Origin of the sequence: Acinetobacter sp. V89_7 (genome assembly GCF_029967895.1) — a bacterium.
Lineage (GTDB): Bacteria > Pseudomonadota > Gammaproteobacteria > Pseudomonadales > Moraxellaceae > Acinetobacter > Acinetobacter soli.
Genome location: NZ_JASCAJ010000034.1, coordinates 146,407 through 161,809 on the forward strand (window position 1 = coordinate 146,407; position 15,403 = coordinate 161,809).

A 15,403-nucleotide genomic window follows, 5' to 3' on the forward strand; every position below is an offset into this window, starting at 1 on the left:
CTCAATTATTCGCTAGATGTTTCGTTCAAATTTGGCGTCGGTATAAACTTTTATAGTGGACTATATTTTGTTTAGGTCCGTAGTACACTACAATAGCCAAGATATTTTATCATAATCAGGAAAAATATCATGTCGGGTCTATTGTTTGTCGTTTCTGCTGCATCAGGAACAGGCAAAACTTCTCTCGTCAAAGCGCTTTTAGAGCGTGTGACCAATTTACACGTTTCTGTATCGCACACCACACGAGGCCAAAGACCTGGTGAACTTGATGGCGTTCACTACCACTTTACCAGCAAAGAAAACTTTCTGTCTCAAGTTGAGCAAAACGGCTTTATTGAATATGCAGAAGTTTTTGGTAACTATTACGGTACCTCACAAACCACAGTGAAACAACAGCTCGCCAAAGGTCATGATGTTTTACTTGAAATTGACTGGCAAGGTGCAGAGCAGGTTCGCAAACTTTTTCCTGAATCCAAACAAATTTTTATTTTGCCACCAAGTCAGTTCGATCTACGTCAGCGTTTATCTAACCGTGGAACCGATAGCGTAGAAGTGATTGAGCATCGCTTAAGCTGCGCGGTAGAAGACATGCAGCAATACGTCAACTTTGACTATATCATTATTAATGATGACTTTAACAAGGCTTTGCATGAGCTAGAGTCGGTGATTAGTGCCAACCGTCTGACCCTGAATCAGCAGGTACACCGTCATCAACAACTCATTCAACAACTTATCACACCGAACAACGAATAAACTTGAGTATAAATTGAAAGCATTTTATACTTCGCAGTCTAGTCAGATTTACTTAACCGAGAACATATATGGCACGCGTAACCGTTGAAGATTGTTTAGACCATGTAGACAACCGCTTTGAGCTTGTACTAGTGGCAAGCAAGCGCGCGCGTCAACTTGCTCGTCAAGGCATCGAGCCAACTGTAGAATGGGACAACGATAAACCAACCGTTGTTGCACTTCGTGAAATTGCAGAAGGTCATGTGACTAAAGATATTTTAAAACAGCGCGAGCAAGACTATCAGACTTCTTCTCTTGATCTTGCGTTGTCTGCAAACAGCTTAAACTTGGAAGGTTTTTCTTTCCAATAAGTTTAAGACAAGAGCAAAAAGGCGCCATTATTTGGCGCTTTTTTTATGTCAGTTGATATAAAAATGAAAGCCCAAAAATGAAAATAATCCGGTGCTTTTGAAGCTAAATCGAACCAATCAATCAGCAAATAATTCGATGCGGCACTATAACCGATCAAAATATCAACAAAAAAAGAGAAAAAAACGCGCAAATTGAGGAATAAGTCTCATTAAATTAGTGCGCTTCAAGCAAAGATTTGATACAAATGTAGGTTTACATCGTTTCTCCCAATCTTAACGATAGAAAAATATTTGCGATTTTTTTTGTGAACAAATTGACAAGTTTCGCAATATGCTTTTCATTAAGAGATATATCGTTATCCATCTCCCAAGCGATCAAAAGGTGTTTTATGCCAGGTGAAGAGGTCAGTCAAGCCAAGCAACAGCTTAAATTAATTATCGAAGCGTACTTGGATGCAAGTGACGTCGATAATGTGCTTGCTGCTTGCGATTTTGCCGATCTAGCGCATTCAGGCATTACCCGTAAAAGCGGTGAGCCCTATATTGTGCACCCGATTGCCGTCAGTTGTATTTTGGCACATATGCGTCTCGATGCCGATACACTCATGGCCGCGTTGTTGCACGATGTGATTGAAGATACCGACTATACCAAAGAAGAAATTAGTGAACGCTTTGGAAAAGTAGTGGCAGATCTGGTCGATGGTGTGACCAAGCTGACTCATTCAAGCGATAAACAGTACAACAAGGCTGCATCGTTTCGAAAAATCTTGCAAGCCACCTTACAAGATCCACGCGTGATTATCATCAAGCTTGCCGATCGTTATCACAACATGACCACGCTTGATGCACTGCGTCCAGATAAACGTGCCCGTATTGCCCAAGAGACCTTCGATATTTTTGTTCCCATGGCACGTATTGTGGGCATGAATGAAATGGCAGATAACCTTGAGCTATTGTGCTATCAAAATCTTGATTTAGATATGTATAACAATGTGCAAGAAGCATTGCTCGAAACCAAATCTAAACGATGTGAATATCAAAGCAACTGGGAACGACATTTAAGCGACTTATTAAACACCTACCAAATTCAAGGCCGAATTAAAAAGAAAAATAACAATATCGAATTACTGCGTCACTTTGTTAAAAATGAAATTAACCTTCACGAACTCACACACAGCCATGCCTTTGAAATTATCTTGCAAAGCATTGCAGACTGTGACCGTTTAGTCGAAGCACTCAAAGAAAACTTCCAGATTGTCGATTTTGAAGATCACATCCGACGCCCGTTACCCGGCGGAAATCAGTCTCTGATGATGAAGTTAAAAGGTGAACAAACCACGCTTTCTCTGACCGTTCAGACTGAACTGATGCGGAAGGCAGCGCGCTTTGGGGTAGTGCTCGGCGAGAATGCACCGCAAGCTTGCCGCTCGGCGATTCAAGCCTCCATGCAGAATCTTACGACCTTAATTGATGGTGAATGTGCCAAAACCACATTTAACGATCTGCTTGATTATCTGCATCAGGAAAAAATTTGGGTTTATACCCCGCATGGGCATTTGCACGAATTACCGCAAGGTGCCACAGTGATTGATTTTGCCTATTCGGCCAGTTTATTTCTTGGCAACCATGCAGTCGGAGCCAAAATTGACGGTGAAATTCGCCCGCTCTCGACCCCATTGGTGAGTGGACAGGTGATCGATATCATCACCGATGTACTAGCGACGCCGAATCCAGACTGGCTCAGCTTTATCAATACACAAAAGGCACGTCGCGCAATCCAAAATATGCTGCGCGATCAAGATTTCGATGAGCAACTCTTGGTGGGTCAACAAGCACTCAACCGTGCTCTCAAGCTATTTAATCGCTCGATTCATGATTTGTCGGAAAAAGACTGGTTAAGTGTCTTGCAATGGCGCCATGTAGAAACCAAAGAAGCGCTTTTTGAACAGATTGCTGTGGGTGATTTATTGCCACAACTGGTGGCCAACCACTTATTTTCTCAAGATACGCCACAAAAAACCGATGAAGTGTCGGACCGATTGATTCAGGGAACAGAAGGCGTCGATGTCAAATATGCGCATTGCTGTAATCCGATTTTAGGCGATCCAATTCAGGGGCATTTGTCTCGTCGTGGCCTCATTGTGCATCGTGCGCGTTGTCGTAATTTGCTACATGAACAACATATGCACCCGGAAAATATCATGCCGCTGCAATGGACTTCAGACGATCTGGATGATGTCAGCTTTACCGCATATTTGTGCATTGATATGCCACTTGATGGTGAACAGATTTCAGAGCTGATTTATTTATGCCGTAAATCGCATACGGGCGTTGAAATGGTTCAGCCGCATGGCGATCATACCTATGCCAATATTGTGGTCAGTAACCGTAAAGTGGTGGCACAAATTATTCGCGATCTGCGCATGCTTTTTGGATTCCCACGCGTATCTCGGTTATATCTTCCTTCTGCGGTAACCGAAGCAAATAAAATTAAAGCAAGTTAATCAATTATATCGATGATACTGTTGTCCTTTGGACTCATCGATTATGATGTTTTGTATTGAGAAGAGGAGTCATCGATGTCACGCCAAGTTATTCATACTGAAAATGCACCTGCCGCTATTGGAACATATTCACAAGCGATCCTGATTGACAACACCTTGTATTTATCAGGCCAAATCGGTTTAGATCCTTACAGTATGGAATTGGTTGAAGGCATTGAAGCTCAGATTCGTCGTGTGTTTGATAACTTAAAAGCCGTTTGTGAAGCTGCGGGTGGTTCATTAGCCGATATTGCCAAACTCAACATTTTCCTTACCGATCTCAGTCATTTTCAGCTGGTCAACCAGATTATGGGTGAATATTTTGCCCAGCCCTACCCGGCGCGTGCTGCTTTAGGTGTAGCGAGCTTACCTAAAGGTGCTTTGGTTGAGATGGATGGTATCGTTGTTATAAATCAATAAGTTATATTTCTTCATAAACACCACCTATAAGGTGGTGTTTTTTTATTCAAAAACTCAATGATAAAAACAGCAATCCCAAATGAATTTCATTGACAAACGATAAATATTATCAATAATACCTATTATCCCATTTAAGATTGTGAATCACTCCGATGTATGTATGTTTGTGTCGTGGTATTACAGATCAAGATATTAAAGATGCCGTTGCCAATGGCGCTGAAAGCTATCGCGAGATTCGTGAATTGCTTGATTTAGGCACGTGCTGTGGCCGCTGTGCGCCTGAAGCCAAAAGTATCATCAATGAAGAACTGGCTGAAATTGCCGCACGCATTTCTGTCGCTGCATAATCGATGCACTATGTGAGTGAGTACTTAATTTATTTTATAATTTTTAATTGATATTCAGTTTTAATACCCCTCCCCGCTCATCACAGTCAGCGGGTTTATTTTTTTAAAAAGCGCGATATTCGACTGTTTTTGATTGCGATTTTCATTTGCTGTTCAATAAACTACTCGCCAGCACCTAAAGAGTTGATTAAACTTTAAAGCATATTGCCTTAACTGTATAAGGCGCATCATTTGTTGTTGGAGTCATATCATGAAAGGCAATCGGGACGTTATCAATCAACTCAATCAAGTGCTGTATCATCACCTGACCGCAATCAACCAATATTTCTTACATTCACGCATGTTTAATGACTGGGGCATTGAAAAACTCGGCTCTGCCGAATACAAAGAATCGATCCGCCAAATGAAACACGCAGACAAAATAATTGAGCGTATTTTGTTTTTAGAAGGTCTGCCAAATTTACAGCATCTGGGTAAGCTTTATATTGGTCAGCATACCGAAGAAGTGCTGAACTGTGACGTGCGTAAAGTGAAAGAAAATATTGAGACGCTCAAAAAAGCGGTTGAAATTAGCGAAATCCAGCAGGATTATGTGTCGCGTGATTTAGTTCAAGAGATTTTAGAAAAAGAAGAAGAGTATTGGGATTGGACCACAACACAACTGGATCTGATTGAAACTATCGGCATTGAAAATTATATTCAAAGTCAGGTTTAAGTTCATACCTAAAGTTCAATGAAAAGGTGTATATTTTTATTGAACTATTTTAAGTTAGATAATAGAAACTACTACTTAGTCTTAATATAAAATTTAAAGATCCTTTTTGAAAATTACGTTATTCATTCTGAAGTTATTAAAGTTAATTTATTAATCCCATTATAGAAGTTAAGTGACTTGCAATATTTTTCTATTGCAAGTCACTTGGAATTACAAACTTGAAGCACTATCACATGTCTTAGGACGGATTGAGTCATCTAGATTCGATGAACATGCCCATTGGCCGGAGGCAGCAGTGTAAGTGAACTGTACTTTTTTGCCACTTACTTTGTCATTTATACCTGCACCAGTTTTAAATGTTGCTAATAAAGCACACGACGTTGTTGAGTTTGCTGTCGCTGTTATTCCTGATACGTATTTACCTGATAAGGTTAAACCATTTAACGCCCCAGCAGGTGTTGCACCATTCCCTGTTGTTGCAGCAGCAGTACTACAAGCTGTAGACATACCATCATTGCTTACTGATTCAACTACAGGTGTTTTCAATCCATCTAACAAATTCATTGCTTCTGAAGCTTGAGCTCTCGCAGTATAATTCTGATATTGCGGAATCGCAATCGCCGCCAAAATACCAATAATCGCCACCACGATCATCAATTCAATTAAGGTAAAACCTTTTTGTGCATTCATAAAACTTCTCCAATAGTATTGTTTTTTATATCGCGTGTATCGCTATGTAAGTGATTGCACAGAATATGCCAACTTATGCAGTTAATTTAATAATTATTAAAAACAATTACTTATTCATATTTTGAGAATATTTTTTTAAATTAAGTCACATAAAATGTAAGAAACTGACAAATTTTGTCAGTCGAAGGGTGTAAAAATTGTCAGGTCATTTGGTGTAAAAATAAACTTAGAGTATTAAGCTCGGCATAATTCAGTTTTCAGCTAAAAACTTTAATGTTTCAGACAAAAAAACGATAAAACATCATGTGATATATCCACTATCTGACTATTTAAACAAATTTTTTAGTTTTTCTTCAAACTTGTTCATTTGCTGATTTAAAAGACACAACACCTAAAAGGATTAGGCTTTCTTTGAACACCCGACACACTTAATTGTTTCTTTTTTAAACAATCAAATTCAAAACCCGAGCTTTTATTTTTAAAAGTTATTTGTTAAACAATACTTTACAATGACCAAAATTGGCACCTAGTATTTTGATCAAATTGGCCCTTGTACGAACGATCTCGAAAGCAGAAATTAATCTTGTAGGTGTGAAAAAAAACATCATGGAGTGATGCAAGTTTTTTAAAAAAGAACATATTTTTTATGCAATTAATTTTAATTTTTTATTGCCAAAACTGATTATTAGCGGCGTAAAGATGTGCCTAAAAACGATTTTTTAAACAAAGGCAGATCTACTCCTTCGATCTAGAATCATCAACTTTAACCATACGTTAAAACAATGACATTCAAATATCGTAGGACATGTAAGTGAGGGGAAAATGATGTCAAGCACCTTTGGTATAGCAGGGATTCAAATGCAGGTATCTGCATTTACCAGTAACGTCGAGCAAATGGGCAATTACATGCGTCATATTCGCATGCGTTTCCCATGGGTCAAAATGGTGCTTTTTTCAGAACTGGCGCCACTCGGTCCCAAGCATCACATGGCAGAAGCACTGCCAAGTCAAACCGAAGCACAATTGGCAGAACTGGCACGTGAAACAGGTTTATGGGTGATACCAGGCTCGCTGTTCGAACGTACTGAAGGGTCAGACGGCGAGATTGTTTACAACACTTTATCGGTGATTAATCCAGAAGGGCAAATTGTTGCTCGTTATCGCAAAATGTTTCCGTTTCGCCCGTATGAAAAAGATGTGGCGGGTGGTGATCAATTCTGCGTATTTGATGTACCCGATGTAGGTCGCTTTGGCGTCTCGATCTGTTATGACATGTGGTTCCCGGAAACTACACGAACACTTGCTGCAATGGGTGCCGAAGTGATTTTACACCCGACCATGACCGACACGATTGATCGTGATGTGGAACTGGCGATTGCGCGGGCCTCTGCAGCTCAAAATCAGGTGTATTTCATCGACATCAATGGTGTGGGTGATGGCGGTAATGGCAGGTCGATTGTGGTCGATCCGTCAGGTTATGTTTTGCATCAATCGGAAGCAGGTGCAGAAATTATTCCGATTGAAATCGATTTAGAAAAAGTACGTCGTGAACGTCGACGCGGACTTCGTAGTCTGGGGCAGCCACTCAAAAGCTTTCGTGACCGCGATTGCCATTTTACTGTGTACCAAAAAGACAACACTGAATTTCCTTATCTGGATAGCTTAGGGCCTTTGGTCAAACCTGAAGACTAACTCACGCCTCGCCTAAGCTTTACAAGATAAAGAAAATTTCTATAAAAAAAGACATAGCTTATGAAAAATACATATTCATTAAGCCAGCACCGTAGCGTATGGGAGATACGCTCGGATAGCTGGATTAATTTAGTTGAAGATATTGGGTATCTAACGGATTTAGCAGTCGATCATGTGGAGCGTGCCAAGGCACTTACACGGGTTAAATTAACGCTCGATTTTCTGGTTCCCATTGAAAGTTACTGGGCCTTTCCAAGTAAACGCGTTTTTAATGAACTCTGCCAGAATATCGAGCGAGAAGAGTTTTCTACAGCACGCGTTTTAGCGCGCCGGATTCATCGTGCGCTCTCGGCCGGAAGCTATCGCCACGATCATACTGTTTTACAAAGCGAACGTGAATTGTCGTGCCAGATTGAAACCACAAGCGATCAGCAAGCACGGTTATCTCAGCCGTACTTTGAAGTTCTGATTGTCGATGAAATGAGTGCAGCAGAAGAAGATGCGTTACGACGCCGAGTCATCAGCAAACGCAATGCCGATGATCCGTTTATTTTCGATATCGTGGTGGTTCCGAGTTTTGAAGATGCACTCATTGCCACGCTCATCAATTTTAACTTACAGGCCGTCGTGATTCGTCATGGCTTTCCATATCGCTCGGTCAATCATCTCGATATTCTGGATCGTCTGATGATCGATCTGGATCGAGATATCGAAAGCTTGCCGGAAATCGAGCGTGGCACCTTGCTCGGTAGTCGGATTGCACAACTACGCCCAGAGCTGGATTTGTATCTGGTGAATGATGCGGGCGTCGAAAATATTGCTTCACAGGCTGGCGGTGAAGTATTCAAACGAATTTTTTTCGGTGAAGAAGATCATATCGAGCTTTATAATGCCATCATGAAAGGTGTGGGCGAGCGTTATCGCACGCCATTTTTTAATGCTTTACGTGATTATTCCAAACAACCTACCGGTATGTTTCACGCCTTGCCCCTAGCGCGCGGTAAAGCCATTTTAAACAGCCACTGGATTAGTGATCTGGCACAGTTTTATGGCATGAATTTATTTATGGCTGAAACCTCTGCAACCTCAGGCGGCCTCGATTCCTTACTTGAACCTGTTGGCCCGCTTAAACATGCACAGGAATATGCAGCACGCGCTTTTGGTGCCAAACGGACCTTCTTTGCCACCAATGGCACCTCGACCTGCAATAAAATTGTGGTGCAGTCGCTGGTACGCGAAGGCGATTTCGTACTGGTCGACCGTAACTGCCATAAATCACACCATTATGGCTTAGTGCTCACAGGCGCTAATGCGGCCTATCTGGACTCGTACCCACTGAACGAATATTCCATGTATGGTGCGGTGCCGATTCGCCATATCAAGCAAATGTTGCTCGACTTTAAGCGTGCAGGCAAACTCGATCAGGTCAAATTACTTTTACTGACCAACTGTACTTTCGATGGCGTGGTATACGATGTCGAACGTGTCATGATGGAATGCTTGGCGATAAAACCCGATCTCATCTTTTTATGGGATGAAGCATGGTTTGCATTTGCAAGTTGTCATCCGATTTATCGTCAGCGAACTGCCATGGCCAATGCTGCTAAATTGGCCGAGCGCTTTAAAAGTGATGCCTACGCAGCACAGTATGAACAGTGGCAACAGACGATTGATTGGGACAACGATGAACAGTTGCTCGACACCCGTCTGATGCCAGATCCATCAAAGGCACGTGTCAGAGTTTATTCTACCCACTCGACCCATAAAACCCTTACCGCACTGCGTCAAGGCTCGATGATTCATATCTGGGATCAAGACTTTAAAGAAAAAAGTGAAGAGGCCTTTATCGAAGCCTACATGACCCATACATCTACATCGGCCAATTACCAAATTTTGGCATCGCTAGATGTCGGGCGTCGCCAAGTCGAAATGGAAGGTTATCAATTGGTGCAGCGTCAGTTAGAACTGGCCATGAGCTTGCGCGAGCAAGTGATGCATCACCCTTTGCTCAAGCGTCATTTTCACTTTTTACGCGTGGGCAATGTTATTCCGGAGGCTTACCGCGAATCGGGCGTAAATAGTTATTTTGATGAAGGCAAAGGCTGGGCCAATCTGGAAAAAGCGTGGAGCATGGATGAGTTTGTCATGGACCCAACCCGCGCAACACTCATGATCGGCATGGTTGGTATGGACGGCGATACCTTTAAAAATACCGAACTGATGAACAAATACGGTATTCAAATCAATAAAACCTCCCGAAACACCGTATTGTTTATTATCAATATTGGTACAACGCGCTCCGCAATTGCATATTTGATTGAAGTACTGATCAAGATTGCCCGCGATGTCGATCGACGCGTAGCAGATATGAGCTCGGCAGAGCGGCGTATTCATCAAAAGCGCGTGAATTCTCTCACGCAGGAACAGCCACCATTGCCTGACTTTTCGGCATTCCATGCTGCATTTCAGGGGCAGCGCCTTGATCCGGCTGTACAAACCCGAGATGGCAATATCCGTCAGGCCTTTTTCCTGTCGTATGAAGATACCAGCTGTGAATATATCGATATTGCAGATGCCGCAGCGGCGATTGCAGCCGGACGAGAACTGGTTTCAGCATTGTTTGTTATTCCGTATCCACCCGGATTCCCGATTTTGGTGCCAGGCCAAGTGATCAGTGCAGAAATTTTACAATTTATGGCTGCATTAGATGTCAAAGAAATTCATGGCTTCCGACCTGAGCTTGGTTTTCGAGTATTTACGCAAGACACGCTAAACCGGGTACAGCAAGCCAAAGAGACCTATGAGTCTTTGCAGCAATACCAACATATTCATCATTTACGCGCAGGCTAATTCCTGCGCACAGCACTCAAATACCGTACGGAACACAAAATATGAGTCTTCAGTCTCTGCCCTCTATTTATGCGTTCCTCAGAAAATACTGGCCAAGTAGTACGCCTCAGAAAACCGCTGAGCTTAAGGAAGTGAACATGAATTATAGTAATAAAGTGACGAGCATTTCTGATATGTTGCTGATGTTTCATCGTAACGAACGTCCGATTTACTTCATCAGCGCGACAAATTTTAACTTATTAGGCATCGATCGTTGGGTTAACCGCTTTCGCTATATCAATTACATCGACTGTTTTGATGGTCGTCATCCAAATGTTTTTGTTCCACCCGAATCTTTGCACGACGATTTTAATTCGATTGAAGACATCAATAATTATCTGCTGCAACATAAAGATGTGGTCGATCTGATTGAGCGGCGTGGTGGAAATCCGGTGGCCACCTTTTTGATGTTTGATGAAAAAACCGAGGAACTGGCCAAAGAAATTGGTCTGGACATCTGGTTCCCACCTGCGGCATTACGTCAGCGCTGCGACAATAAAATGGAAACTGTACGGATTGGCAATAAAGCCGGCGTATATTCGGTACCCAATGCACTTGCCAAAGTGAGCAGCTATGAGCATTTGTTGCAAATTGCCGACCGTCATGGTTTAGGCCATGATCTAGTAATTCAAACTGCATTTGGTGATTCGGGCCATACCACCTTTTTTATTGCCAGCGAAAATGATTTTAACAAACATAAAGATGAGATTATTCATGATCCTGAAGTCAAGATCATGAAACGCATCAACTGCCGCGGCGCAACGCTTGAAGCCTGTGCCACGCAATCTGGAACACTGGTGGGGCCATTACTGACCGAAGTGGTCGGTGCGCGTGAACTGACGCCTTATCAAGGCGGCTGGTGTGGCAATGAAATTTTTCCGGGCGCTTTTTCAGAGCGGGCAAGAATTAAGGCACGCGAAATGGCGGAGAAATTTGGTAATCAACTACTTAACGAAGGTTATCGTGGCTATTTCGATCTGGATTTTTTAATCGATATCGATACCGATGAAGTCTATTTGGGTGAGTTGAATCCTCGCATTTGTGGCGCCAGCCCGATGACCAATCATGCCGCTTTTGCCTATGCCGATGCGCCTTTGTTCTTATTTCATCTACTAGAATTTTCAGGCGTACCTTTTGATCTCAATGTAAAAGAAATTAACGAGCGTTGGGCGCAGCCGCATTTTATCGATTCGTGGTCACAGGTGGTAATTAAATACACCGAAGATAAAGTCGATCAAGTCACACATGCACCGCCAACCGGGATTTATCGTATGGCTGAAGATGGCAGCATCTCTTATCAGCGCTTCGATTATGCACGCCGCGCCATCGATACCGAACGTGAAGCCTTTTTCTTGAGAATCACAGGCCCTGGCGATTTTCGTTATGAAGGTGCCGACTTAGGTATTTTGATTACACGTGGCCGCTCTATGGATGATAACTTCCGTCTTAACATTCGCGCACGCGACTGGATTCGTGGAATCAAGAGTTATTATGCTGGTAAACCGATTGCCACAACACATCACGATTTGGCCCCTGCGCCGGGATCTTTCAAAATACTCTAAGGAAAACTTATGTCTGTCGAACTTCAGTTCCAAGCTATTTTAGAAGATACGCCCGATGAAAAATGGAAAGCGATCTTCCAGCAATTCTGGCCAGGGTATCGTGCATGGTTCTTGCGTAGTGGTGTTGCAGGACGTCCAACCTATCTGGAGTGTCGACAGGCATTACGCACCTACATGCCAGAGTTAATCCCAATTTGGGAAAAACTCATTGCACTGACCGGAGGCGGTGACGTAGAAGCACGCTTTTTATCACTCTGGTGTCCACCAGCGTACATCGCTGGGTGCTCTCAAGGCGTATGGTTCGATCCTCATGCCCAAGAAGAACCGATCCTGCTTCGTAATTATGATTTTGCACCTGTATTACTCGAAGGCAATCTGCTCAATACACGCTGGGTGAATCAACGCGTGATGGCCATGAGTGATTGCCTGTGGGGCGCACTCGATGGCGTAAATGAAGCAGGTGTTTCGGCTTCGCTTTCGTTTGGGGGGCGGACCATCACTGGCACAGGATTTGGTATTCCGCTGGTACTGCGTTATGTACTGGAAATGGCGCAAAACACCGAAGAAGCCGTGGCTATTTTAAAGCGCGTGCCTGTGCACATGACCTATAACGTCACGCTACTCGATCGTAACGGAGACTGGCGCACCGTTTTTGTGAGTCCAGATCGGGAAACTGAAGTGGTTAAACGCCATGCTGTGACCAATTATCAGCATCAGATTGAATGGCCACAGCATGCCACTGCCACACTTTCTTACGAACGTCTGAACTTTTTAGAACAGGTCCTCACACACTCCACCCATTCGTCACAGGTGGTGCAAGGTTTGCTCACCAAACCGCTCTACCAAGATGCATGGCTTCGGGGCTACGGGACGCTGTACACCGCGATTTATCGTCCGGTGTCCCAGCGTGTGGAACTGTATTGGCCACAACAGCTGTGGCCACAGTCATTTGAACAGTTTACCGAAGAGCAGCGCACCATTATTTTGGCGGCACAAGCCGATCAAATCTTGTATTCAGCGCCATAAACTAACCCAGAATAATGGGCTCATTGCCCAGCTCATTCTGGTCTTGATCATCGTGCTGCATATAAAACTGATCCAGCACCTCACCAATCGCCAAAACCGCATCGACAACCGCAGCACGATAATCACCGTGCTTCAGTTGTTGCACCATAGTGCGACAAATAGCTTCCCACGCCAGCGTATGCGTTTCGGTACAAATTCCTCGATCTACCACCAGTTCGACCTGCTGTTCACATAAATTCAAATACAGCAAAATGCCACTATTATGGGCAGTATCCCAGACACCAAGTTCGGCAAAGAGTTGCTCGGCTCGGCGCCTCGGAGTTTGTTGATAGGCTTGCAAGCATGGGATATGACCTTCAATCACCACCTGTATTTCACCCACGTGGCCATGTTCGGCCTGTGTCACCGCCTGCGCAATTGCGGTCATGTCGGTTTTAGAAAAGTAACGCTTCGCCGCAGGCAAAAAGAAAAAATGTTTCAGCCAGCGTTTTAAACTGGGTTGATTTTGCGCCCTAATTTTAGGCTGGGTAATAATTTGTGTTGTATCGGTTGTTGTTACCATGATCCTGATGCTCCCCCACCACCAAAGCCGCCGCCACCGCCGCTATAGCCACCACCGCCACCAAAGCCGCCGCCACCGCCAAAACCGCCCCCACCACCGCGACCACCGCCCGATGCAAACAGCTGAAAAATTAATTGTGCCAAAGACGTGACCAGCAATAGAAAAATACCTAGACCTGCCAGTAAGCTGGTGATAATTCCCACACCACTAATGATACCGGCTGCAATCCCCGCAACGCCTGCTGTTGCTGCGCTGAGTCGATTCCCCACAATAAAGGATGCAAAAATCCCGACCACAATAATAATCATCGAATAAGTGAGCATCTGTGAACGGGCCTGTTGCTCATGAAGTGCCTGTTCTTGGCTCTCTTTTAACTCCTGTGCTGCCTGCTGCGCGACCTCGGGATCCATATTCAGAATTTTTTCAATTTCATTTAAACCTGCCTGTATCCCTTGCGCATACTGGGCTTGCTTAAAATACGGCGTGATTTGATTACGTATAATCCGCCCAACCACAATATCTGGAAGAACGCCTTCTACACCGTAGCCAGTCAGAATCTGAATCCGACGGTCATTGACCGCAATGGTCATTAAAATACCGTTATCACGCTTGGCACTACCCAATTGCCACTGTTGTGCCACACGCATGGCATAATCAAAAATATCCTCTTGGCCTGTAGTCGGCACAATCACCACTGCAATCTGGGCTTTTTTTGCTTCGTACAGCCGACGGATTTGTTGCTCAATCTGCTGTCTTTGTGCCTCGGTCAGTAAATTGGCCTGATCGATCACGGGGGCATTTAAACTGGGTAATGATCGTATCGATTGCCCTTCGGCCAGATCATTGGCAATTTGGGGTTCCTGTGCAGCAGCCACACTCGATGAGGGTGCTTTCTGATTGCCTTGCTGCTGTTGAATGATCTGTTGTGCTGCCAGCAGTTCGGTATTGTCTTGAGTTTGGTCGCTACCTTGTGCGCTAAATGCGAGACTGCACCACATCAGCGTCAAACAGCCGAGTATAACTGCCCAAGATCCTTGATATAGGCGCCATCGTAATCTAGCCAGAGGGAGCGTCATGGCATTCTCCAGTTCAGGCAAAATTAATTAAATGAGACTGTTGGTGCTTTCTCTGCGCCTGCTTCTGCACTAAAGTTTTGTTTGGTATGCATCCCAATCACTTTGGCTGTCATGGCCTGCGGGAACTGTCGAACATAGGTGTTGTAATCCTGTACCGTACTGATATAACGATTACGTGCCACCGCAATACGGTTTTCTGTACCTTCGAGTTGAACCTGTAAATCGCGGAACTGCTCATTGGCTTTTAAATCGGGATAGTTTTCAGAGACAGCAATCAAACGAGACAATGCGCCAGTCAGCTGACTTTGTGCCTGCTGATACTTTTCAAAAAGCTGCGGGTCTTCAAGGACGGCTTTATCAACTTTCAAGCCAGCCACGTTTGAACGCGCCTGCGTGACGTCGGTCAGCACCTGCTGTTCGTGTTTGGCATAGCCTTTCACCACATTGACCAAATTCGGAACCAGATCGGCACGGCGCTGATACTGGTTTTGTACCTCAGACCATGCTGCCGTTACCGATTCATCTTTGGCCTGCAAGGTGTTGTAGCCACAGCCCGAAAAGATAAGCGTACTGACCAATACACTGGAAAGTGCCAATTTTTTAAATAAATTCATGTTAATCACCTCATTATTTTTAAAATTTGTGTTTTAAAGGCATTGTAACGAGGATTTTAGCGCTGTTTTGTTTATTTTCTTTATCATAAAAAACGGGCCAGACGCCCGCTTTTTGGTTGATTCAGGTTCAGCTGTAACGAAGCTGGGCGGAAGTCTCCTGAAAT

At 43.8% G+C, this 15,403-nt stretch carries 14 protein-coding genes; 10 read left to right on the forward strand and 4 right to left on the reverse strand.

All coding sequences use genetic code 11. From position 1 onward, the window contains the following. Positions 1–129 precede the first annotated feature (129 nt). The 6 genes from gmk to bfr all read left to right on the forward strand — a co-directional run bounded on the left by gmk (position 130) and on the right by bfr (position 5,128). Positions 130–753 carry a guanylate kinase gene (gmk, locus tag QLG00_RS15300; protein WP_025095725.1) on the forward strand — a complete coding sequence of 208 codons (624 nt, stop codon included), beginning with the start codon at positions 130–132 and terminating at the stop codon, positions 751–753. 68 nt (positions 754–821) lie between these two features. Continuing rightward, entirely contained in the window at positions 822–1,103 is a 282-nt protein-coding gene (gene rpoZ, locus QLG00_RS15305) for a DNA-directed RNA polymerase subunit omega (protein ID WP_004934284.1), read from the forward strand. A 389-nt stretch (positions 1,104–1,492) separates the two neighbouring features. Continuing rightward, positions 1,493–3,607: an HD domain-containing protein gene (locus tag QLG00_RS15310; RefSeq protein ID WP_004934280.1), complete on the forward strand. Its 2,115-nt coding sequence runs from the start codon at positions 1,493–1,495 to the stop codon at positions 3,605–3,607. 75 nt (positions 3,608–3,682) lie between these two features. Next, a complete protein-coding gene (locus tag QLG00_RS15315; protein ID WP_004934278.1) occupies positions 3,683–4,066 on the forward strand; it encodes a RidA family protein in 384 nt (127 codons plus the stop codon). 152 nt (positions 4,067–4,218) lie between these two features. Further along, the gene (locus QLG00_RS15320) at positions 4,219–4,413 is read left to right on the forward strand and encodes a bacterioferritin-associated ferredoxin (protein ID WP_004934275.1); all 195 of its coding nucleotides are present in this window, start codon (positions 4,219–4,221) and stop codon (positions 4,411–4,413) included. A 250-nt stretch (positions 4,414–4,663) separates the two neighbouring features. After that, positions 4,664–5,128 (forward strand): bacterioferritin, encoded by a 465-nt coding sequence (bfr, locus tag QLG00_RS15325; RefSeq protein WP_004934272.1) that lies wholly within the window; start codon positions 4,664–4,666, stop codon positions 5,126–5,128. Between the two features lie 210 nt (positions 5,129–5,338). On the opposite strand, the gene QLG00_RS15330 is transcribed toward bfr, so the two are convergent. Then, entirely contained in the window at positions 5,339–5,818 is a 480-nt protein-coding gene (locus QLG00_RS15330) for a pilin (protein WP_151746477.1), read from the reverse strand. Positions 5,819–6,643: 825 nt separating this feature from the next. On the opposite strand from QLG00_RS15330, the gene QLG00_RS15335 reads away from it, so the two are divergent. The 4 genes from QLG00_RS15335 to QLG00_RS15350 all read left to right on the forward strand — a co-directional run bounded on the left by QLG00_RS15335 (position 6,644) and on the right by QLG00_RS15350 (position 12,987). After that, complete coding sequence (locus QLG00_RS15335; RefSeq protein ID WP_119026145.1) at positions 6,644–7,510, forward strand: carbon-nitrogen hydrolase family protein; 867 nt, start codon at positions 6,644–6,646, stop codon at positions 7,508–7,510. Between the two features lie 60 nt (positions 7,511–7,570). Beyond that, on the forward strand, positions 7,571–10,360 hold the full coding sequence (locus tag QLG00_RS15340; RefSeq protein WP_282471330.1) for an ornithine decarboxylase: 2,790 nt from the start codon (positions 7,571–7,573) through the stop codon (positions 10,358–10,360). A 137-nt stretch (positions 10,361–10,497) separates the two neighbouring features. Further along, positions 10,498–11,961 carry a biotin carboxylase gene (locus tag QLG00_RS15345; RefSeq protein ID WP_034440443.1) on the forward strand — a complete coding sequence of 488 codons (1,464 nt, stop codon included), beginning with the start codon at positions 10,498–10,500 and terminating at the stop codon, positions 11,959–11,961. 9 nt (positions 11,962–11,970) lie between these two features. Then, positions 11,971–12,987: a C45 family peptidase gene (locus tag QLG00_RS15350; RefSeq protein ID WP_004944998.1), complete on the forward strand. Its 1,017-nt coding sequence runs from the start codon at positions 11,971–11,973 to the stop codon at positions 12,985–12,987. A 1-nt stretch (position 12,988) separates the two neighbouring features. Here QLG00_RS15350 and QLG00_RS15355 read toward each other — a convergent pair whose 3' ends face one another. Genes QLG00_RS15355 through QLG00_RS15365 form a run of 3 tightly spaced genes read right to left on the reverse strand, consistent with a single transcriptional unit; the run spans position 12,989 to position 15,239 of the window. Next, positions 12,989–13,549, reverse strand: coding sequence for a TPM domain-containing protein (locus QLG00_RS15355; protein ID WP_004934250.1), 561 nt, complete (start codon positions 13,547–13,549; stop codon positions 12,989–12,991). Beyond that, positions 13,543–14,625 (reverse strand): TPM domain-containing protein, encoded by a 1,083-nt coding sequence (locus QLG00_RS15360; protein WP_004944995.1) that lies wholly within the window; start codon positions 14,623–14,625, stop codon positions 13,543–13,545. The genes QLG00_RS15355 and QLG00_RS15360 overlap by 7 nt, the downstream gene beginning before the upstream one ends. A gap of 23 nt (positions 14,626–14,648) precedes the next feature. Beyond that, positions 14,649–15,239 carry a LemA family protein gene (locus QLG00_RS15365; protein ID WP_004944993.1) on the reverse strand — a complete coding sequence of 197 codons (591 nt, stop codon included), beginning with the start codon at positions 15,237–15,239 and terminating at the stop codon, positions 14,649–14,651. Positions 15,240–15,403 lie beyond the last annotated feature (164 nt).

Bases quoted from the DNA above. Each gene is read 5' to 3' on its own strand.
- QLG00_RS15315 (WP_004934278.1), top strand. From the start codon at position 3,683: ATGTCACGCCAAGTTATTCATACTGAAAATGCACCTGCCGCTATTGGA.
- QLG00_RS15360 (WP_004944995.1), bottom strand. From the start codon at position 14,625: ATGACGCTCCCTCTGGCTAGATTACGATGGCGCCTATATCAAGGATCT.
- gmk (WP_025095725.1), top strand. From the start codon at position 130: ATGTCGGGTCTATTGTTTGTCGTTTCTGCTGCATCAGGAACAGGCAAA.
- QLG00_RS15320 (WP_004934275.1), top strand. From the start codon at position 4,219: ATGTATGTATGTTTGTGTCGTGGTATTACAGATCAAGATATTAAAGAT.
- QLG00_RS15355 (WP_004934250.1), bottom strand. From the start codon at position 13,549: ATGGTAACAACAACCGATACAACACAAATTATTACCCAGCCTAAAATT.
- QLG00_RS15340 (WP_282471330.1), top strand. From the start codon at position 7,571: ATGAAAAATACATATTCATTAAGCCAGCACCGTAGCGTATGGGAGATA.
- QLG00_RS15330 (WP_151746477.1), bottom strand. From the start codon at position 5,818: ATGAATGCACAAAAAGGTTTTACCTTAATTGAATTGATGATCGTGGTG.
- QLG00_RS15350 (WP_004944998.1), top strand. From the start codon at position 11,971: ATGTCTGTCGAACTTCAGTTCCAAGCTATTTTAGAAGATACGCCCGAT.
- QLG00_RS15345 (WP_034440443.1), top strand. From the start codon at position 10,498: ATGAATTATAGTAATAAAGTGACGAGCATTTCTGATATGTTGCTGATG.
- QLG00_RS15365 (WP_004944993.1), bottom strand. From the start codon at position 15,239: ATGAATTTATTTAAAAAATTGGCACTTTCCAGTGTATTGGTCAGTACG.
- QLG00_RS15310 (WP_004934280.1), top strand. From the start codon at position 1,493: ATGCCAGGTGAAGAGGTCAGTCAAGCCAAGCAACAGCTTAAATTAATT.
- rpoZ (WP_004934284.1), top strand. From the start codon at position 822: ATGGCACGCGTAACCGTTGAAGATTGTTTAGACCATGTAGACAACCGC.
- QLG00_RS15335 (WP_119026145.1), top strand. From the start codon at position 6,644: ATGTCAAGCACCTTTGGTATAGCAGGGATTCAAATGCAGGTATCTGCA.
- bfr (WP_004934272.1), top strand. From the start codon at position 4,664: ATGAAAGGCAATCGGGACGTTATCAATCAACTCAATCAAGTGCTGTAT.